General features: G+C 64.1%; 21 protein-coding genes. 10 read left to right on the forward strand and 11 right to left on the reverse strand.

Annotated features, from left to right (window positions below; translation table 11 throughout):
• Positions 1-41 precede the first annotated feature (41 nt).
• A complete protein-coding gene (locus AB7M16_RS14510; protein ID WP_439364698.1) occupies positions 42-737 on the reverse strand; it encodes an alpha/beta fold hydrolase in 696 nt (231 codons plus the stop codon).
• A gap of 112 nt (positions 738-849) precedes the next feature.
• On the opposite strand from AB7M16_RS14510, the gene AB7M16_RS14515 reads away from it, so the two are divergent.
• On the forward strand, positions 850-1,773 hold the full coding sequence (locus tag AB7M16_RS14515) for a LysR family transcriptional regulator (protein WP_453944281.1): 924 nt from the start codon (positions 850-852) through the stop codon (positions 1,771-1,773).
• Between the two features lie 53 nt (positions 1,774-1,826).
• On the opposite strand, the gene AB7M16_RS14520 is transcribed toward AB7M16_RS14515, so the two are convergent.
• The 3 genes from AB7M16_RS14520 to AB7M16_RS14530 are packed head-to-tail and all read right to left on the reverse strand — an operon-like array spanning position 1,827 to position 3,496.
• Positions 1,827-2,528: an aquaporin gene (locus tag AB7M16_RS14520; protein ID WP_453947181.1), complete on the reverse strand. Its 702-nt coding sequence runs from the start codon at positions 2,526-2,528 to the stop codon at positions 1,827-1,829.
• Between the two features lies 1 nt (position 2,529).
• A complete protein-coding gene (locus AB7M16_RS14525; RefSeq protein WP_453944282.1) occupies positions 2,530-3,018 on the reverse strand; it encodes a DUF3237 domain-containing protein in 489 nt (162 codons plus the stop codon).
• A gap of 43 nt (positions 3,019-3,061) precedes the next feature.
• Positions 3,062-3,496, reverse strand: a complete 435-nt coding sequence (locus AB7M16_RS14530) for an ester cyclase (RefSeq protein ID WP_453944283.1) — start codon at positions 3,494-3,496, stop codon at positions 3,062-3,064.
• Positions 3,497-3,610: 114 nt separating this feature from the next.
• Between AB7M16_RS14530 and AB7M16_RS14535 the strand changes: the two genes are divergently transcribed.
• The 4 genes from AB7M16_RS14535 to AB7M16_RS14550 all read left to right on the forward strand — a co-directional run bounded on the left by AB7M16_RS14535 (position 3,611) and on the right by AB7M16_RS14550 (position 6,516).
• Complete coding sequence (locus tag AB7M16_RS14535) at positions 3,611-4,222, forward strand: TetR/AcrR family transcriptional regulator (protein ID WP_212259306.1); 612 nt, start codon at positions 3,611-3,613, stop codon at positions 4,220-4,222.
• A 138-nt stretch (positions 4,223-4,360) separates the two neighbouring features.
• A complete protein-coding gene (locus AB7M16_RS14540; protein ID WP_453944284.1) occupies positions 4,361-5,092 on the forward strand; it encodes a haloacid dehalogenase type II in 732 nt (243 codons plus the stop codon).
• A gap of 41 nt (positions 5,093-5,133) precedes the next feature.
• On the forward strand, positions 5,134-5,616 hold the full coding sequence (locus tag AB7M16_RS14545; RefSeq protein WP_172787120.1) for a YbaK/EbsC family protein: 483 nt from the start codon (positions 5,134-5,136) through the stop codon (positions 5,614-5,616).
• 45 nt (positions 5,617-5,661) lie between these two features.
• Entirely contained in the window at positions 5,662-6,516 is an 855-nt protein-coding gene (locus AB7M16_RS14550) for an adenylate/guanylate cyclase domain-containing protein (protein WP_453947182.1), read from the forward strand.
• A 53-nt stretch (positions 6,517-6,569) separates the two neighbouring features.
• Here the strand turns inward: AB7M16_RS14550 and AB7M16_RS14555 are convergent, their stop codons facing one another.
• Both AB7M16_RS14555 and AB7M16_RS14560 read right to left on the reverse strand, forming a co-directional pair.
• Positions 6,570-6,926: a hypothetical protein gene (locus AB7M16_RS14555; RefSeq protein ID WP_172787119.1), complete on the reverse strand. Its 357-nt coding sequence runs from the start codon at positions 6,924-6,926 to the stop codon at positions 6,570-6,572.
• Positions 6,927-7,022: 96 nt separating this feature from the next.
• Positions 7,023-8,009, reverse strand: a complete 987-nt coding sequence (locus tag AB7M16_RS14560) for a tripartite tricarboxylate transporter substrate binding protein (RefSeq protein WP_453944285.1) — start codon at positions 8,007-8,009, stop codon at positions 7,023-7,025.
• 145 nt (positions 8,010-8,154) lie between these two features.
• On the opposite strand from AB7M16_RS14560, the gene AB7M16_RS14565 reads away from it, so the two are divergent.
• Positions 8,155-8,412 carry a hypothetical protein gene (locus AB7M16_RS14565; RefSeq protein ID WP_172787117.1) on the forward strand — a complete coding sequence of 86 codons (258 nt, stop codon included), beginning with the start codon at positions 8,155-8,157 and terminating at the stop codon, positions 8,410-8,412.
• Between the two features lie 152 nt (positions 8,413-8,564).
• Here the strand turns inward: AB7M16_RS14565 and AB7M16_RS14570 are convergent, their stop codons facing one another.
• A complete protein-coding gene (locus tag AB7M16_RS14570) occupies positions 8,565-9,500 on the reverse strand; it encodes a LysR family transcriptional regulator (protein WP_453944286.1) in 936 nt (311 codons plus the stop codon).
• A gap of 119 nt (positions 9,501-9,619) precedes the next feature.
• Between AB7M16_RS14570 and AB7M16_RS14575 the strand changes: the two genes are divergently transcribed.
• The 3 genes from AB7M16_RS14575 (at position 9,620) to wrbA (ending at position 11,859) form a co-directional block, all read left to right on the forward strand.
• Positions 9,620-10,372 (forward strand): SDR family NAD(P)-dependent oxidoreductase, encoded by a 753-nt coding sequence (locus tag AB7M16_RS14575; RefSeq protein WP_453944287.1) that lies wholly within the window; start codon positions 9,620-9,622, stop codon positions 10,370-10,372.
• Positions 10,373-10,409: 37 nt separating this feature from the next.
• Complete coding sequence (locus tag AB7M16_RS14580; protein WP_453944288.1) at positions 10,410-11,108, forward strand: pirin family protein; 699 nt, start codon at positions 10,410-10,412, stop codon at positions 11,106-11,108.
• 151 nt (positions 11,109-11,259) lie between these two features.
• On the forward strand, positions 11,260-11,859 hold the full coding sequence (gene wrbA / locus AB7M16_RS14585) for an NAD(P)H:quinone oxidoreductase (protein WP_453944289.1): 600 nt from the start codon (positions 11,260-11,262) through the stop codon (positions 11,857-11,859).
• Positions 11,860-11,895: 36 nt separating this feature from the next.
• On the opposite strand, the gene AB7M16_RS14590 is transcribed toward wrbA, so the two are convergent.
• Complete coding sequence (locus tag AB7M16_RS14590) at positions 11,896-12,372, reverse strand: Lrp/AsnC family transcriptional regulator (protein ID WP_453944290.1); 477 nt, start codon at positions 12,370-12,372, stop codon at positions 11,896-11,898.
• A 122-nt stretch (positions 12,373-12,494) separates the two neighbouring features.
• On the opposite strand from AB7M16_RS14590, the gene AB7M16_RS14595 reads away from it, so the two are divergent.
• Positions 12,495-13,034, forward strand: coding sequence for an RBBP9/YdeN family alpha/beta hydrolase (locus AB7M16_RS14595; protein WP_453944291.1), 540 nt, complete (start codon positions 12,495-12,497; stop codon positions 13,032-13,034).
• A gap of 21 nt (positions 13,035-13,055) precedes the next feature.
• Here the strand turns inward: AB7M16_RS14595 and AB7M16_RS14600 are convergent, their stop codons facing one another.
• From AB7M16_RS14600 to AB7M16_RS14610, 3 genes are read right to left on the reverse strand one after another with little or no spacing between them, the layout of a single operon-like run.
• A complete protein-coding gene (locus AB7M16_RS14600) occupies positions 13,056-14,201 on the reverse strand; it encodes a GNAT family N-acetyltransferase (protein WP_453944292.1) in 1,146 nt (381 codons plus the stop codon).
• Entirely contained in the window at positions 14,198-15,550 is a 1,353-nt protein-coding gene (locus tag AB7M16_RS14605) for an O-antigen ligase family protein (RefSeq protein ID WP_453944293.1), read from the reverse strand. The genes AB7M16_RS14600 and AB7M16_RS14605 overlap by 4 nt, the downstream gene beginning before the upstream one ends.
• A 3-nt stretch (positions 15,551-15,553) precedes the next feature.
• Positions 15,554-16,657, reverse strand: coding sequence for a glycosyltransferase (locus tag AB7M16_RS14610; RefSeq protein ID WP_453944294.1), 1,104 nt, complete (start codon positions 16,655-16,657; stop codon positions 15,554-15,556).
• Positions 16,658-16,831 lie beyond the last annotated feature (174 nt).

Here is a 16,831-nt window from a genome sequence, read left to right on the forward strand (position 1 = left end):
CCGCCCCATGGCGGCTTCGTCCATGCCAACACCTGGTTCGATCAGCCTTTTTGAACGGCGGCTGCGGCCTTGCGGATGACGTCGATGACGAGATCGGGCTGCGACAGCATGGTGACATGGCTGCTGTCGGTCTCGATCGTGGTGGCGTTGATGCGCTTGGCCAAAAAGCGCTGAAGATCGGGATGCACGGTCTGGTCCTTGCGAGCGAGGATGTACCAGCTCGGCTTCGTCTTCCAGGCGACCTCATCGAGATCTTGCTGCTCGAGCAGGTCGGCGGCGGGCGGGTAGTGGGTCGCCCACACCAGCTTCTGCTCCTGCTCGGGAAGATCTCCAGCAAAGTACTTGACACCTTCCGGCTTGATCCACACGCGTCCGCCTGCGACCTCGATCTGGGAGAATATCTCCGTGGGGTATTTGTTGAGCTCGCTCTGTACGGTCTCGTGAACATCCGGAACGACGGCGGCGATGTAAACCAGGCCGGCGACGCGCTCGTCGGTCCCCGCGCCCGTGATGGTGGCGCCTCCGTACGAGTGACCGACGAGGATTGCGGGACTGTTGACCCGCCCCAGCGTGCGCTTCACGGTCGCGACGTCATCTGCATAGCTATTGAGCCCGTACTGGACGGCGATCACTTGGTGACCGTCGGCCTGCAGGGTGGGGATGACCTTGCTGAAGCATGAGCCGTCGGCCCAGAGGCCGTGACAGAACACGATGCTGGGCTTGGAGGTTGTCGACATTTTCTTTCTTGTCCCTTGGTGGTTGGAAAACTGCGCGAAGCTAAATCCTCCTTCTGTTGATGACTAAGACCTTGTAGGCTCGGAGCTATGCCTTGGAGATATACGAGGGCAAATGGAACTTCGGCACTTGCGCTACTTCGTTGCCGTCGCGGAGAAAGGCAGCTTGTTGACCGCAGCCCAGCGGCGGCTGAACACCTCGCAGCCGTCCTTGAGCCGGCAGATTCGCGATCTGGAAAACGAAGTTGGCGTACAATTATTCGAGCGCCAGGCGCGCGGCGTGACGCTGACGGCCGCAGGAAAAGTGTTTCTCGATCACGCACGGCTGGCGCTGTTGCAGGTCGAGGCGGCGGTGGATGGCGCTCGGCGGACGGCCGAGCCGCAAAGACCCGTGCTGTCGATGGGCTTCCTGGTCGGATTGGAGGTGACTTGGCTGCCTCATCTATTGCGGATCCTCCGCGAGGACGCACCCGAGGTCGAAGTCACGCTGTGTACTCTATCTTCCCCAGAAATCGCCCTCGCATTGATGCGGGGAAAGTTGGACGTCGGTTTCCTACGGCCTGAAAAGGAGAGTGTTGGTCTGGTCTTCAAGACGCTGGCGAAGGAGCCCCTGATCGCCGTGCTGCCGGCTGATCACCGTTTGGCATCGCGCAAGAAGATTCGGCCGCAGGATCTCGCTCGGGAAGTCTACGTCAGCTCGGCAAGAACCTCTCCGGTGCTCCAAGCCGTCATTCAAGACTACGCAACAAGGGCGGGAATCACGCTCAAGGCAAAGTACGAAGGCGAAAACATATCTTCGGCCATGTCGCTGGTCGCGTCCACGGGCGGAGTTAGCCTGGTTCCCCTCTATGCGCAGAATATGCTGGCACCCAACGTTGTCGCCAGAGCGCTCGACGGGGGAACGCCAACGGTCGATTTAGCCTTGGGCTACAACCAGGCAAATTCCTCACCGTTGCTGCATCGGCTGTTGTCTCGGGCAGATGAATTGATCGCAAACGTTCAGAACCAGAGCATCATCCGCTATGTCGAGGTTCAATAATTTGGGATGCGGAAAGTCCGATGAAGTCGACTAGGCGGTGTTCGCTTCAAACCTCAAACACCAGCTCGTGCCGGCAACAACCAGCGAAACACAACGATCGCGGCACCCGCGCCGATGACCTCTGCCGCGATGAAGCCGATGACATCCTGGGGCCTTATGCCTGCGAATGAGTCGGTAAAAGCGCGTGCGATGGTCACCGCTGGATTGGCAAAGTCGGTCGCTGTGAACCAGAAGGCACCGCCGATGTAAGCGGCGACAACGCCAGCAACTGATGCCGGACGAAGCCGTGAGCAAACCCACACCGCTCCGAGCAGTCCGAATGTCGAGACGAACTCGCTCAACAAATTGGAAAAGCCGCTTCGGTCGTTGACCGAGAAGGAAAAGACCGGCGCTGCAAACATTGCATTCGCCACACCCACTCCCAACAAGGCGCCGACGAGTTGAACGGGAACGTATGAAATTCCCGTTCGAAGCGGCAAATCGCCTCTGATGACGAGCGCGGCGGTCACCAGGGGATTAAAATGAGCCCCGGACACAGGACCCAACCATTCAATCAGCGCATATAGCGCCGCCGCCGTCGCAAGTGCATTGGCAATGAGCGCGACAGCCGTGTTGCCGCTGGCCAGCCGGGCCCCGAGAATGCCGGAGCCCACCACGGCCATCAGCAGAAAGCAGGTCCCGAGTCCCTCCGCCGCGAGTCTTTGCGACAAATTGAAGTCGGGAGAAGGGGATTCCGAGCCCTCGCTTGCTGTCACGTCAGACAACCTGAAAGATCTTGTAGGCCACCGCGCCCTCGACGAGATATCCGGTTCCGACGCACACGATGTCGTTCATCCAGGCGTAGGCGGAAGAGCCTGTCTCAAACAACGGCTGCGTTCGGAAATAGTAGCGTGAGGGATCGACTGTGTAGCGCTTGGCCGGATCGGCCATGTCGGCCTTCAGTTCGGGCGGGGTGATCCAGCGTCCGCCATAGGTCATGTAGATCAGTTCGTTGTCCTCAGTACGCAAGGTCAGACGCACGTCGAGAGCCATCTCTCCGTGGGGCCGGAAGAGGGCCCAGTCGCCGCCGCCAGCAAGAACTTCGCCGCGCACGCGCTCTCCGGCGAACGATCCCCCCGCGGCGCCGAATAGAACCCGCCGGCCGATGGGCGTCTCGCCAAAGGAAAGACGTGGATCGAGATCAACGACGATGTCGAACAGCGGCACCGTTTTGATATCGGCAACAGGTTTTATGCGCGGATCCATCGTGCCATTCTCCATTGCGTAAACGTGTGATGCCCCCAGACGACTAGAGAACTTCGCCAAAGAGCTTCCGACGGACCTGATCGGTCGAGACCCCTGACTGCGCGCACAGGGCCGAGAGATCGAAGAAGAAGTATTCGCTTGCAATGAGGTCATTACGGAAGGTGAAGCGGATAAAGACCGGAAGTTCGGCGCGCTTTCCGTTGGGAGTGACCCCAAAGCGGTCTCCCGTCATGGTCATTCGCACCTCTCCCCAGCAAACCAGCGTCTCGGCGTCGTTGGCGTGGCCGGACAGCACGACGTTGTAATCCGGGAAAGACTTGAAAAACCGCGCCAGCGCCGCCTCGTTTTCCGCAAGTCCCTTTGCGCGGGTGCCGAACGCGGGTCCTTCGAGCACCATGTCCCTGTCGAGAAAGGCAAGTGCAGAGGCGACGTTTTGCCTGCTCTTGGCAACAGCCAGACCCTGCGCCAGCTCGAACATCCGGTCTCCATTCACGGCAACCTCCTCGGTCTGACATACCAGGACCATTCCACATACTATGAGTATGTAATATTCAATTTGCATGTTTCATGTCAAGCGGTATGTAAATGGCCTATGAACAAGGCTGCTACTGACCAACGAACGCGGCGTGAGGAATATGCGGAAGCCACCCGGCAAGCGCTGCTTGCTGCCGGGCGGGAAATATTCGCCCGTGAGGGTTATCAGGCCGCGGGCATCGAGGCGATTTCAAGAGCTGCGAGAGTGACGCGCGGTGCGTTCTATCACCACTTCGAGGATAAGAAGGCTCTGTTCGACGCCGTCGTCGTTTCGCTGCAATCGGATGCCGCTGCACGCGTGCAGGAGCTCTCCAAGCGGAAGTCGAAAATTTGGGAGCGGCTCTACACCGGCATCGATGCGTATCTGGATGTTTCGATCGAGCCTGATTACGCGCGAATTGTGGTTCAAGAAGCGCCGGTCGTTCTCGGCCATGCCCGCTTCGCAGAGATCGAAGAGCAGTACCCAATGGCGCTTTTGAAGGCGACGCTGAGGGCGCTCAAGCGCGAAGGTGAGCTGGTCTTCGATGATATAGATCTGCTTGGACACATGCTTGACGCGGTCATTTGCGAGCTGTCGATCAAGCTTCCAACGGCGTCCGACCCCAAGAAAACCCGCATTCACGGTCGCAAGATCATAGAGGGGTTGCTGGACGCGTTTCGCCGTAAATAGCGGGCTGCGAGCACATGGGTCCAGGGGCCGCCGGTCACGGTTGCAGTGGCAGACGTCCGTTGTTCCTTGGTAGGCTGGGGATGAGGTACCCTGCCGATCAAAGTTGCCCGTGACCGCAACGGCCCGGAAGGACAGCTGATGAGCATCAAAGCCGTCGTCTTCGACGCCTATGGCACGCTCTACGACATCCAGTCGGTCGCTGACGTGACCGAGGATGCGTTTCCCGGCTATGGCGAGATCATCACGCAGGTCTGGCGCATCAAGCAGCTCGAATACACCTGGCTGCGCTCGCTGATGCAGCGCTACCAGGATTTTGACGCGGTCACGCGCGACTCGCTCGCCTATACGCTGCGCGTGCTCGGGCTGGCCTACGAGAACGAGACGTTCGAGCGCGTGATCGGGAAGTATCTGCATCTCGATCTCTATCCGGATGCGGCGGATACGCTTGCGGCCCTGAGACCGCGCAAGCTCGCCATCCTCTCCAACGGCAGCCCGGACATGCTCGATGCGCTGGTGCGCAATTCCGGCCTCGATGCCCTGCTCGATGCCACCATCAGCGTCGACGCGAAGAAAATCTTCAAGCCGAGCCCACAGACCTATGAGCTGATCGGCGAGGTGCTCGGCACCGCGCCTGATGAGGTTCTGTTCGTCTCCTCAAATCCCTGGGACGCCGCCGGGGCGAAATCGTTCGGATTGAAGGTCGCCTGGATCGAGCGGGTGACGCCGGAAGCGATGGCGCTGGCTTGCGTCGAGACCGAACTCGTGGCACCGCTCACCATGTTCAGGGCGATCCGGACCCAGATGGATGAGCTCGGCTTCGCACCGGATCATCGTGTCCGCGCGCTCTCCGAGCTGCCAGGAGTCGCTTAGGGGTCGTCGCCCGCCTGTGAGATTGGAATGAGCTGCCCGGAATGAGCCTGCAATCCGTTCGCGCCTTCTTCGCCGAGAAAGCCCCCGATATTTCCGTCATCGAATCCCCGATCAGCTCCGCGACCGTGGCGCTGGCGGCCGAGGCCTATGGCGTCGAGCCCGGAATGATCGCCAAGACGCTGAGCTTGCGCGTCGGGGAGCGCGTGATCCTGATCGTCGCGAGCGGCACCTCGCGCATGGACAACAAGAAGGTGAAGGCGCAGTTCGGCGGCAAGCCGAAGATGCTGGGTCTGGAGGAAGTCGCCGAAATCACCGGGCACGAGGTCGGCGGCGTCTGCCCGTTCGGGCTGAAGTCGCCGCTGCCGGTCTATTGCGACGTCTCGCTGAAGGCGTTCGATGTCGTGGTGCCGGCGGCGGGCTCTACCCACAGTGCGGTGCGCATCACCCCCGATCGCATGGCCGAGCTGACCGCCGCCGAATGGGTGGACGTCTGCGAGGTCAGGCCGCAGGACGGCGCCGGATAACGATGCCTGGTTGCATTGCCGGTCAGGCGGGCTAGCATGGCGGCGATGACCGACGACAAGGTGAAACGACGACTGACCACCGTGCTGTGCGCTGACGTGTACGGCTATTCTCGTCTCATGGAAGCGGACGAGACCGGAACGCTGGAGACGCTCCGCCGCTACCGAGCGGCCATCGCGCGCCTGGTCGAGCGCCATGACGGCCGGATCGTGAACACCTGGGGCGATGCCGTGATCGCCGAGTTCGCCAGCGTCGTGGAGGCTGTGCAATGCGCGGTCGAGATTCAGCAGGAGATCTCCAGCCAGGCTTCGGATGCGTCCCAGGCCAACCCCATGCGGTTTCGCATCGGCATCAACCTCGGCGACGTGATGGTGGACGGCTCCGACATCTATGGCGACGGGGTCAATATCGCATCGCGCCTGCAGGAGCTCGCCGACCCCGGCGGCGTCGTGATCTCGAGCTCCGTCTACGATCAGGTGCACAACAAACTAGCCGTTGGCTTCGACTGCCTCGGCCAGCGCCCGATGAAGAACATTGCTCCGCTGACCAGTTACCGGCTGACCCTGGGTGGCCAAGTGAGCGGACAAGTGGGTGGTCAAGCCGCCGGGCCGGGGAGCTTCCCGATCGAGGAGCGTGCAACGCCCTCAGAGCGAGCGCGGGCTCCGCGGATGGACGACAGGCGCGTGCCGTCTTCGCCGACGAATGTCGTCTCGGATTGGCTCGCAAGGCTGCCCCGCCCGGTTGCAGCGGCTCTCACGGTGTCGGCCTTCCTGATCCTGATCAATCTGTTCACCAGCAACAGGATCTGGTTTCACTGGCCGGTCGCAGCCATTCTGTTCGGTGTCGTCTTGCGGATGGTGCTCGGACCGCGTCCTCAATCGGGCAGCAGGCCGGAGCGCTGAACGAGGCGGCACGATCGCATGCCGGCGCGCATCTCTCATGCGCTCCTCAGAGCCTAATCGTCATATTCGTAATAAGGACGCGGTTGCCCGTACGGCGGTGGCGGCGGCGCATTGTTAAAGCGCGGCGGCGGTGCGGCGCGATTGCGCGGGACCGGCTGCTGCGGTTGAGCCTGGTTGTTCGACTGGAACACGGCACGGCAGCCGCTGGAGAGCTGCGGGGTGTTTTGTTGCAGACACGCCACGATACGGTTCACATCGGGAATCTGATCGCTGCACAGCCGCCACACATCGGGCGTGCAAGCCATCTGCTGTTCCATCGTGCCGCGGTACTCCTGCGCGGACGCAGCGCTCTGCGCCACGATGCCGCCGACCGCAAGCGCCACACCCAGCGCAATCCGCTCTGCTCGCATGTCCAGATCCTTCCCAAGTCTTTCGAACTATCTTCAATCAATGAGACACGGGCTTGTTCTGGACCAACAACAAAATGTGAAAAGCGCGGCTGGAACCTACTCCACCTTGCCGATCTTCCTCACCGCCGCGATCAGACGCGCGCTGTCGGCGGCGATGAACTGCGCGAAGGCCGGCGCGTCCTGATAGGCGACGAGGCTGCCCGAGGTCTCGAACGCCTTGAGCACATCAGGACTCGTCATCACCTGCGCCATCGCCTCACGCAGGCGGGTCGCGATCGGCGCAGGAAGAGAACTCTGTGCGAAGAGCCCGGCCCAGATGTAAAACTCGACGTCCTTGTAGCCGAGCTCCTGGAAGGTCGGCACGTCCGGGAAGCTCGCGATGCGCTGCGCGCCGCAATTGCCGAGCACGCGCAGCCTGCCGTCGTCGACCTGCGGTTTCAGCGTGCCGGGTGCGGCGGCGATCGCCTGCACGGTGGCGCCGAGGATCGCGGTCAGCGCAGGGCCCGCGCCGCGGAACGGCACGTGCAGCAGCTTGATGCCGGCGCTGCTCGCGAACATCTCCATCGCGACATGCAGCGTGCCGTACGGCCCGGACGAGCCATAGGCGATCTGGCCCGGCCGCGTCTTCGCATCCTCGACGAAATCCTGCGCGGTCTTCCACGGCGCCGAGGCCGGCACCGCGAGCAGCGTCGGATCGGCGAGCACGCGCGCGATCGGCATGAACTGCGAGACCTCGTACGCGACAGGCCGGTCGAACAGCCGGTCGGCCTCGGGGAGCACCGCGAGCGAGGACAGCGTCATCAGCAGTGTGTAACCGTCGGGCTCGGCACGCGCGGCCGCGGCATTGCCGACCGATCCGCCGCCGCCTCCCGCCCGGTTGTCGACGATCACGGGCTTGCCGAGGATCCGCTCCAGGGCCTGTGCCACGGGACGCGCCGCGAGATCGGCCTGTCCGCCGGCCGGGAACGGCACGATCATGGTGATGTTGCGCGCCGGATAGGCTTGCGCGAACGCGCTCTCCGGTAGGGCTGCCCGCACCAACGGCAATGCCGCAGCGGCGCGCAAGAGATCGCGGCGATCCATGGTGGGCCTCCCCTGATTTTCTTTGTTCACGGGCCAGCCTAACGTAGGGACGGCCAGGAACAAGACGTTTACCAAGCGTTAGCCATGTCCAGGGTGGCCAGGAACGCGTGCCTGCAGCCATTGTTGGCCTTCCAGGGAGTGAGTGATGCACAATCTTGGAACCATCGACGTCGCCTTGGACGAGATGCTGGTGAATCTCGCAGCGATCGTGTTGCGGCTTTCGACGCCCGAATTGACGCGAACGCCGGAAGCGCGGCGCGCGCTGGCGCAATCCGTCCATCAATACGGGGTGTGCGCGGCGCGGTCGAGCGACCCACGCGTTCACGAATTGAAGGCGCAATTGGAGGGGACGCTGAAGCCGAGCCTGCGCGTAGTCGCGAGCCATGGCGTGAAGGTGTCGTAGCCGCACCCCGTCATTGCGAGGAGCTCTTGCGACGAAGCAATCCAGACTTTCGCCGCGGAAAGATTCTGGATTGCTTCGCGGAGCCTGTCATCGGGCCGCGCTTTACGCGGACCCGGTGGCTCGCAACGACAGGGGCGCTGAAGCCGTTCGCGCTACGGCCCCTTCACCTTCCCGCGCGGCCGCCGCTTGCACGTGCCGGGCAGCTTCGCTGCGAGGAAATCGGCGAGCGCTTCGACGCGCGCCGGGCGCGGGCCGCCGGGCGGGGTCACGAGGTGCACGGCGCCTTCGGCCTGCTTCCAGTCCTTCAGGATCACTTCGACCTCGCCTGACAAGATCGCTTCACCGACGATGAATTCCGGCAGCTCGGCGATGCCGAGGCCCGCGATCAGCGCCGGCATCACGGCTTCGCCGTTGTTGACGCGAAGCTGGCCGCCCGGGCGCACGCTGGCCTGCTCGCCGGCCGAATTGGTGTAGTGCCAGACGTTGGGCGTGGAGAGATAGGCGTAAGCGAAGCATTTGTGCTCGGCGAGATGCATCGGGTGCGTCGGCCGGCCGTGTTGCTTGAGATAGGACGGCGCGGCGACCGTGTAGCGCGGCATGGTGAAGAGCCGCCGCGCGATCAGCGACGAGTCGGGCAGCCGCGCGATTCGTACCGCCATGTCGAAACCTTCGCCGATCAGATCCACGGTCGCATCGCTCAGGTGAAGGTCCACCGAGACCTCCGGATAGGCCTCGAAAAATTCCGGCAGCAGCGGCGCCACCGCCTTGATGCCAAACGTCATGGGGACGGCGAGCCGCACCAGGCCGCGCGGCGCCACCGACTGCGCCAGCGCCTCGTTCTCGGCGGCCTCGCCGTCGGCCAAGAGGCGCGTCGCACGCTCGGCCAGCTTGTGGCCGGCATCGGTCAGCGCGAGCCGGCGCGAGGTGCGGTTGAACAGGCGGGCGCCCAGCCGCTCCTCGAGCCGCGTGACCGCCTTGGACACCGTGGCCTTGGACATCCCAAGCTCGCTCGCGGCCCCGGCAAAGGACCGCAGCTCCACGACTTTTGCGAAGATCGCGAGTGCCTCGAAGTCGGGGAGTTTTGCCATGGCGGGCGGTCCTGAGGGGGCATTTAAGGAAACAATGGGTTTCAACAGTTTCTATTTCTATACCACAGGCGAGAGCTTATCCAAGAGCCATCAGACATTCGGAACATGGAGAAAATCCAATGACCAAGAAGCTCTCAGGCAAGGTTGCCCTCGTCACCGGCGGCTCGCGCGGCATCGGCGCGGCCTCTGCCCGCGCACTCGCCGATCAAGGCGCTGATGTCGCCATCAGCTACGTCGCCTCGCCCGACAAGGCGGAGGCCGTCGTCGCTGAGCTGAAGGCGAAGGGCGTCAAGGCGCGTGCGTTCAAGGCCGACCAGGCTTCCGCGAAGGACGTGACGCAGCTCGTCAACGACGTCGCCAAGGAATTCGGCCATCTCGACATCCTCGTCAACAATGCCGGCGTCGCCGCCGGCGGCGCGACCGACGATGCCAAGGCCGACACCGAAGCGCTGGCTCGGCAGGACCAGGTCAACGTTCACGGCGTGATCGCGGCGATCCGCGCCGCCTCGCAGTTGATGGGTGAAGGCGGCCGTATCGTCACCGTTGGCTCGATGCTCGCGGACCGCGCCACATTCCCTGGCCTTGCGGACTACGTCGCCACCAAGGCGGCCGTGGTCGGCTACACCAAGGGCGCGGCACGCGACCTCGGCCCGCGCGGCATCACCGTGAACGTGGTGCAGCCCGGCTCGATCGACACCGACATGAATCCGGACGACGACCGCGACTTCGCGGAAGCGCAGCGCAAGCAGCACGCGCTGCAGCGCTTCGGCCGCCCCGAGGAAGTCGCCGCCGGAATCGTGTTCCTCGCAAGCCCGGAAGCCTCCTTCGTCACCGGCACCGTGCTCAACGTCGACGGCGGGTTCGGCGCCTGAACAAGGCGCCGCTCGTCCAACCCAGGGAATTACGAAGATGATCGAACTCAGACCTTTCGCAAAACTCGGCGGCGCCGATCACGGCTGGCTGAAGGCAAAACATCATTTCTCGTTCGCCAGCCACTATGATCCGAACAACATGGGCCACGGCGCGTTGCGGGTGTGGAACGACGACGAGATCGCGCCGAACACCGGCTTTCCCGCCCATCCCCACGCCAACATGGAGATCATCACCTATGTGCGCGAGGGCGCGATCACCCATCAGGACAGCCTGGGCAACCAGGGCCGCACTGAAGCGGGCGACGTGCAGGTGATGAGCGCCGGCAGCGGCATCCGCCACTCCGAGTACAATCTCGAGCCGACCAGGACGCGGATCTTCCAGATCTGGATCGAGCCGACCGAGCGCGGCGGGCAGCCGACCTGGGGCTCAAAACCTTTCCCGAAAGCCGATCGCTCCGGCAAGCTCGTCACCATCGCGAGCGGCTTCGAGGATGACACGGATGCGCTCCCGATCCGCGCCGATGCGCGGGTGCTCGCCACCACGCTGAAGGCGGGCGAGAGCGCCGAGTACGCGCCGCAGGCGTCGCGGCATCTCTATCTGGTGCCGGCGGCAGGCTCCGTCGAGATCAACGGTGTCCGGGTCAACGCCCGCGACGGCGCTGCGATCCGCGACGAAGCCAAGCTGAAGATCACGGCGCTGGAAGATTCCGAGCTCGTGCTCGTCGACGCCGCGTAAACCGCATCCACATGAACTCGTCATGCCCGGCCTTGAGCCGGGCATCCATCGCCCTTCGCAAGGAGCTGTTCAAAGAACGATGGGTTGCCGGGTCAAGCCCGGCAACGACACCGAACCGAACGACTCATTTCTTCCCCCAACGGAGACCACCATGACTAAAGTTCTCGTCCTCTATTATTCCGCCTATGGCCACATCGAGGCGATGGCCAATGCCGTCGCGGAAGGCGCGCGCGAGGCCGGCGCGACCGTCGACATCAAGCGGGTGCCCGAGCTGGTGCCGGCCGAGGTCGCCAAAGCCTCCTATTACAAGCTCGACCAGGCAGCCCCCGTTGCGAAGATCGAGGACCTCGCCAATTACGACGCGATCATCGTCGGCACCGGCACCCGCTTCGGCCGCATGGCCTCGCAGATGGCGAACTTCCTCGACCAGGCCGGCGGCCTCTGGGCCAAGGGCGCGCTGCACGGCAAGGTCGGCGGCGCCTTCACGTCGAGCGCGACCCAGCATGGCGGCCAGGAGACGACGCTGTTCTCGATCATCACCAACCTGCTGCATTTCGGGATGGTCGTGGTCGGCATGAACTACGGCTTTGCCGGCCAGATGAAGCTCGACGAGGTCACGGGCGGCGCGCCCTACGGCGCCACCACGATCACCGGCGGCGACGGCAGCCGCCAGCCCAGCGCCAACGAGCTCGCCGGCGCGCGCTATCAGGGCCGCCAGATCGCGGAGACTGCCAAAAAGCTGCATGGCTGATGCGGCCCGAGCGGCATTCCCTCGAGGAATGCCGCCTCAGCTCCGCTCGATCTTCTTCCTGACGAGGTCCTTGCCGATCGGCCGCGCGGGTTCGCTCCGTAGCACCAGCGAGGTTGTGACGGCACCAAAGCCGGCAATGCGATCCACGATGGTCTCGAGATCCTCCGGCGCCGGAACGAGCACCTTGAGCACGAAACAGTCATCGCCAGTGACGCGATGGACCTCGATGATGTGAGGGATTTCGCTGAACCGCTTGAGGCAGGTCTTGATGTGCTCGTGCGAGGTGCGCAGGCGCACCAGCGCCATCAGGCCGAGCCCGAGGGCGCGCGGGTTGATGCGGGCGCCGTAGCCCTCGATGATGCCGGCTTCCTCGAGCCGCTTGACGCGTTCGGACACGGCCGGCTGGGACAGCCCGACGGAACGGCCGAGCTCGGACAACGGCACGCGCGCATTGGCTTGCAGCGCCTCGAGGATCTTCAAATCCTTGGCATCGATGCTCCCGAAGCGATCCAACTCAATTCTCCGTTCCACCTTGAGATCATCGGCAGATGGTCGATTTCGCCGATGACTTGCCATGTGATGCAGGACCGCAATCGGTCACACTGCGGCGTCACCTCAGATATCACGGGACGTACATGCACGACATCATCACATTGCCTGGGCTCGGCGGCTCCGGAGATAATCACTGGCAGACGCTATGGGAGCGCGCTGATGCGCGCTTCACGCGCTTCCGGCCGGCGAGCTGGGACCAGCCGGAGCTCGACGACTGGGAGCAGGCCCTGGAGCACGCGGTCGCGCGCTGCGCCAGGCCGCCCGTCCTGGTCGCACACAGCCTCGCCTGCCTATTGGTGGCGCACTGGGCCGTGCGCTTCCCTTCCGCGATTGCGGGCGCCTTTCTGGTCGCCGTGCCCGATCCGGATGGCAGCCATTTTCCTGCCGAGGCCGCGGCGTTCAAGCCGGTCCCCCGCCGCGCGTTGCGCTTTCCCGCGCTGATCATCGCGAGCACGAATGATCCATATGGAGCGCTCGAGGTGACGCGGCGGCGGGCGCAGGACTGGCAGTCCGGCCTGATCGTGCCGGGCGCGCTCGGCCACATCAATGCCGCGAGCGGGCTCGGCGACTGGCCGCAAGGACGCGCGTTGCTGGATGCCTTCCGCGCGGGCCTTCCGAGATGATGGCGAAACAGACGGCGCCCGTCAGCGCGCGCCCTTGCCCATCGCCCGCGCGGCGAAGGCAGCGAGCCTGGGGTGACGGCGCACGCCCTGCGCGGCGTGATCGCGCCAGACATAGGGCAGACCGCGCCAGGACAGCGCGACGCTGACGTCGGTCAGCGGTACCCTCTCGGCGCGGAAGCGGCGCTTGTAGGCCTGATTGCCGATGCTGAGGTCGAAACGGCGCACGCCTTGCGCGTGCAGCGCGGCCATGGTGCGCTCGGTGACGAGCAGGCCCGGCGAGCAGTTCGACCATGGATCGCCGGCATGGCTGATGCGCAGCAGGAAATAGGTCGCGCCATGCTTGACGCCGAGCGCGGTGGCGACGACGCCTTCGTCGCACACCAGCGCCGAGACCATGGCATAACCGTCCGCCACGCCGCGGCGGACGACCTCGCGATAGAATCGCGCATGGGTCTCGTCGTTGAGAACGAACGGCGATTTGAGCTTTCGCATGCGCGCCTGCTGCTGGACATCCATCACGTCCAATAGCTCGTGCGCACGCCCGACATCGGCGGCGATCTCGAACCGTGCGCCGGCATGACGGCTGAAGACCCGCCAGCAGCGCCCCATCTGCAGGCGCTTGATCGAGGCCTGATAGTCGTCATAGGCGTCGTCCATCGACACGAGATTGCCGTTGAGCGAGGAGGATCCGATCCGGCCGAGCGCGACCAGCGGGTTCGGCTTGCCGCCGACCTCCGCCGGCATCTTCCTCAGGCGCAGCAGATCGAGACGGTCGGGCAGCGCGCGCAACGCGCCGATCAGCGCCGTGTTGATCGTGTCCGCCGCGCCCGCATCCAACGCGGCATCAAGCGCCAGGATCGGTGCGTTGTTGTCGGAGACGCCGAGGTCCGCGAACTCGACGATGCGGATGCCGCGCCTGACATGGCTGATCATCGGCACGACCGCGATGTCCCTGCCGGTGGCAGCATCGGAAATCAATGCGATCAGCGGAGCGACGTCGTGAAACGCCGCGTACCAGGCGCCGAGCCAGTCGACATGCTGAAACGCGGTGCGGTGCCCCGCTCCCAGGCGCAAGGCCGCGTGCCGCCAATCACGCAGGATATCGACCGCGAAGGCCGACGCGCTGCACGCAACATCAGCGGGCTGATCTGCGCTGAGGAAGGTCATCCGCGGGGCTCGATCTGCTCGACGCATTGAAACCTGGCCAGGAAGTGCAGTCCGGCCACCGACAGCGCGAATATGAACCAGATCGGATTCTGCCGTTCGAGCAGGAAGGTCTCGGTGGCGCCGTAATACAGGCCGAACAACCACACGGTCAGGAACAGCTTGGCAAGTGCGCCACTGCGGCTGTGAGCATGGGCGGTCTGGAAATTGCCGAGCGGGGCCAGCACGAAGATGAGAATCACGAGCAGCAGCCCCGGCAAGCCGATGGTGACCGCGAGATCGAGATAGCTGTTGTGGCTGTGCGCCGCCGACGTCGCCCATTCGGCGCCCTGGGCGGTGGCCCGCGCACTGACGTCGTCCCAGAACGCCGCATAGCCGTGGCCAATGATCGGCTTCTCGGCGACGGCCGCGAGCGCGAAGTCCCAGATCGCGGAGCGTCCGGTGAAGGTGGGATCGAGCGGAAGCAGCCGCGTCATCGACGCGAGCACAGGGCTGAGGACGCTGCCGACGGTCAACAGGTTCATCGCAACCAGCGGCACGAAGCAGATGATCCGCTTCAGCCAGAGGCCTGGGGTGACATAGACCAGTGATGCGAGCGCGTAGATCGCAAGGCACAGCACCGACGACGTCTTGCCGCCGGTGAAGATCAGGAAGGTGCCGGCCAGCACGGCGATCGCAGGCCCCATCACGAACGAGCCGACGGCGGACAGGTAGAAGCCGACATAGACCAGGATCGTCATCACGGCCGAGGCGATGTTCTTGTGGCCGAAGCTGCCGCGCCAGTCGCCGGCGAGCTGCGGCTCGGTGACGTCGAGCGCCGTGTGGATCGCATATTGCGGGGCGAGGAAGACGCCGAGATAGCACAGCGTGAGCAGCACGAGTGCGGCGGCACCGAGGCATAAATTGAAGCTGCGCTGCGTCGGCGGCAGCAACGGCAACACGATGGCGAGCGACGTCACGCTGACCGTGAGCACGAATCGCTGCATCGAGACGCCGCGGCTCTCGGAAAAGGCGATATTGATCGCGAGCCAGCCCAGCAGGCAAAGATGCAACGGTGTCACCAGGCTCTTCAGCGCGGGCGCATCCGTGGCTGCGACACACAGCATTGCCACCGCCGCCAGGAGGCCCCAGGCGACATAGGTCAGCGCCATTCGTCCGCCGACGATGATGGTGACGTCGGGATTGCGCAGGTCCGGGAACGGATCGAGCGTCACCAGCACCAGCAGCAGCGCCCCGACCGCGACGAGGCAGCGCGCCAGCGGCACGGCATCGAGACCTGCAAGGCGATCGCGCAGGGTCTGGCCGAACGATTGGGCCTCGACGTCGGTCATGTCGGCGGCGCTGCGGTCCATGGCTCAAGACATCTGATGACGCCGGTGAAGCTTCCGGTCCTGGCTCGACACTTCTGACGGTCCGTCAACGGGCGTTGCGGAGGTCTGCGACACCGCGGGCTGCCGCATGATGCTCAGCGCGATCTCGTAGTATTGCAGCGCCCGTTGCTCCAGCGTGAGATTGTCCAGGATGTAGCCGCGGGGATCGAACGCGCCTGCGTTGCACCCGGCCCAGAACTTGTCCCAGCCGGCCTCGAAGCCCGCGACGTCGGTGAACTTGACGCCGCAGCGTTCGTCCCAATAGGGCACCGAGGACACCGGCGCGAACTGCACCCGGTGCGGATAATAATCGGGGTCGCGCCACGGTCCGCCCGGATCCCAGGCAAACACCGGAACGCCGCAGGACAAGGCCTGTTGATAGGCAATGCCCTGGCTCTCGCTCTGGCACAGGAAGATCATCGCGCGCGAATGCCCGAGCGCGTCCTGATAATCCGCTTCCTTATAGCTGCCGTAGCGCAGCTCCGTGAACGAGCGGCCTTCCTTGACGAGCCGGGCGTGAACGGGCTCGATCATCTCCGGCGCGTAGCGCTCGCGGTCCCAGTGCACCTTGTCGTAGATCAGGACGTCGACGGTCTTTTGCGCTCGAGCCGACGGCGCCCAGAGATTCGTGTCGATGCCGACCGGCCAGGCCTCGGTCTCGGGCCAATATGGCCGGTACATGTCGACGTACCAGGGACCGGGCACCACGACCTTCTTCACCGGCAGACGCTTGAACAAGTCGGGGTCGTCGAGCGGATGATTGTGGGCGGCAACGCCGAGCAGGATCGGGTTCTTCCACGCGAACTTGTCGAGCAGGAAGGTGCGACCGACGATGCAGGCGAGCTCGTCGGGATGTTGCGCGATATAACCGTAATCGTTGACGCGGTAGCGAATGCCGAGCCGGTCGAGCCCCGCACAGAGATTGAGGAACACGCGCAGCTGGCCGCTCATGCGCGGCTCGCCGAGCAGCAACCGGCGGGCCATGCGCCGCAGATGCCGGTCGCCGGGAAACCAGCGGTCGTCCTTGTCCTCATAGAAGAGGTTCAGGATCATCGCATCGGGGCCGTGTTCGAACGTGTTTGCGGGCACTGGATTCCATCCGCGGCAGTCCGATGCGCATTCTCGCACGGGGCCGTCTGCCGCACTCTTTGAAATTTGCCACAGGCTTAATGCCAGCGACTTAACGTTATTCTACGAAACCGGCGAGACGCGGGCCTTCTCGGCAACGGGTTCGAGCGCAATGCGGGTATCATCCGAGGCCGC

The organism is Bradyrhizobium sp. USDA 372, assembly GCF_053629095.1.

What these genes read in the sequence shown, in the direction of transcription:
- AB7M16_RS14510 (WP_439364698.1), bottom strand. Translation starts at nt 737, where the DNA reads ATGTCGACAACCTCCAAGCCCAGCATCGTGTTCTGTCACGGCCTCTGG.
- AB7M16_RS14515 (WP_453944281.1), top strand. Translation starts at nt 850, where the DNA reads ATGGAACTTCGGCACTTGCGCTACTTCGTTGCCGTCGCGGAGAAAGGC.
- AB7M16_RS14525 (WP_453944282.1), bottom strand. Translation starts at nt 3,018, where the DNA reads ATGGATCCGCGCATAAAACCTGTTGCCGATATCAAAACGGTGCCGCTG.
- AB7M16_RS14530 (WP_453944283.1), bottom strand. Translation starts at nt 3,496, where the DNA reads ATGTTCGAGCTGGCGCAGGGTCTGGCTGTTGCCAAGAGCAGGCAAAAC.
- AB7M16_RS14535 (WP_212259306.1), top strand. Translation starts at nt 3,611, where the DNA reads ATGAACAAGGCTGCTACTGACCAACGAACGCGGCGTGAGGAATATGCG.
- AB7M16_RS14540 (WP_453944284.1), top strand. Translation starts at nt 4,361, where the DNA reads ATGAGCATCAAAGCCGTCGTCTTCGACGCCTATGGCACGCTCTACGAC.
- AB7M16_RS14545 (WP_172787120.1), top strand. Translation starts at nt 5,134, where the DNA reads ATGAGCCTGCAATCCGTTCGCGCCTTCTTCGCCGAGAAAGCCCCCGAT.
- AB7M16_RS14550 (WP_453947182.1), top strand. Translation starts at nt 5,662, where the DNA reads ATGACCGACGACAAGGTGAAACGACGACTGACCACCGTGCTGTGCGCT.
- AB7M16_RS14555 (WP_172787119.1), bottom strand. Translation starts at nt 6,926, where the DNA reads ATGCGAGCAGAGCGGATTGCGCTGGGTGTGGCGCTTGCGGTCGGCGGC.
- AB7M16_RS14560 (WP_453944285.1), bottom strand. Translation starts at nt 8,009, where the DNA reads ATGGATCGCCGCGATCTCTTGCGCGCCGCTGCGGCATTGCCGTTGGTG.
- AB7M16_RS14565 (WP_172787117.1), top strand. Translation starts at nt 8,155, where the DNA reads ATGCACAATCTTGGAACCATCGACGTCGCCTTGGACGAGATGCTGGTG.
- AB7M16_RS14570 (WP_453944286.1), bottom strand. Translation starts at nt 9,500, where the DNA reads ATGGCAAAACTCCCCGACTTCGAGGCACTCGCGATCTTCGCAAAAGTC.
- AB7M16_RS14575 (WP_453944287.1), top strand. Translation starts at nt 9,620, where the DNA reads ATGACCAAGAAGCTCTCAGGCAAGGTTGCCCTCGTCACCGGCGGCTCG.
- AB7M16_RS14580 (WP_453944288.1), top strand. Translation starts at nt 10,410, where the DNA reads ATGATCGAACTCAGACCTTTCGCAAAACTCGGCGGCGCCGATCACGGC.
- wrbA (WP_453944289.1), top strand. Translation starts at nt 11,260, where the DNA reads ATGACTAAAGTTCTCGTCCTCTATTATTCCGCCTATGGCCACATCGAG.
- AB7M16_RS14595 (WP_453944291.1), top strand. Translation starts at nt 12,495, where the DNA reads ATGCACGACATCATCACATTGCCTGGGCTCGGCGGCTCCGGAGATAAT.
- AB7M16_RS14600 (WP_453944292.1), bottom strand. Translation starts at nt 14,201, where the DNA reads ATGACCTTCCTCAGCGCAGATCAGCCCGCTGATGTTGCGTGCAGCGCG.
- AB7M16_RS14605 (WP_453944293.1), bottom strand. Translation starts at nt 15,550, where the DNA reads ATGGACCGCAGCGCCGCCGACATGACCGACGTCGAGGCCCAATCGTTC.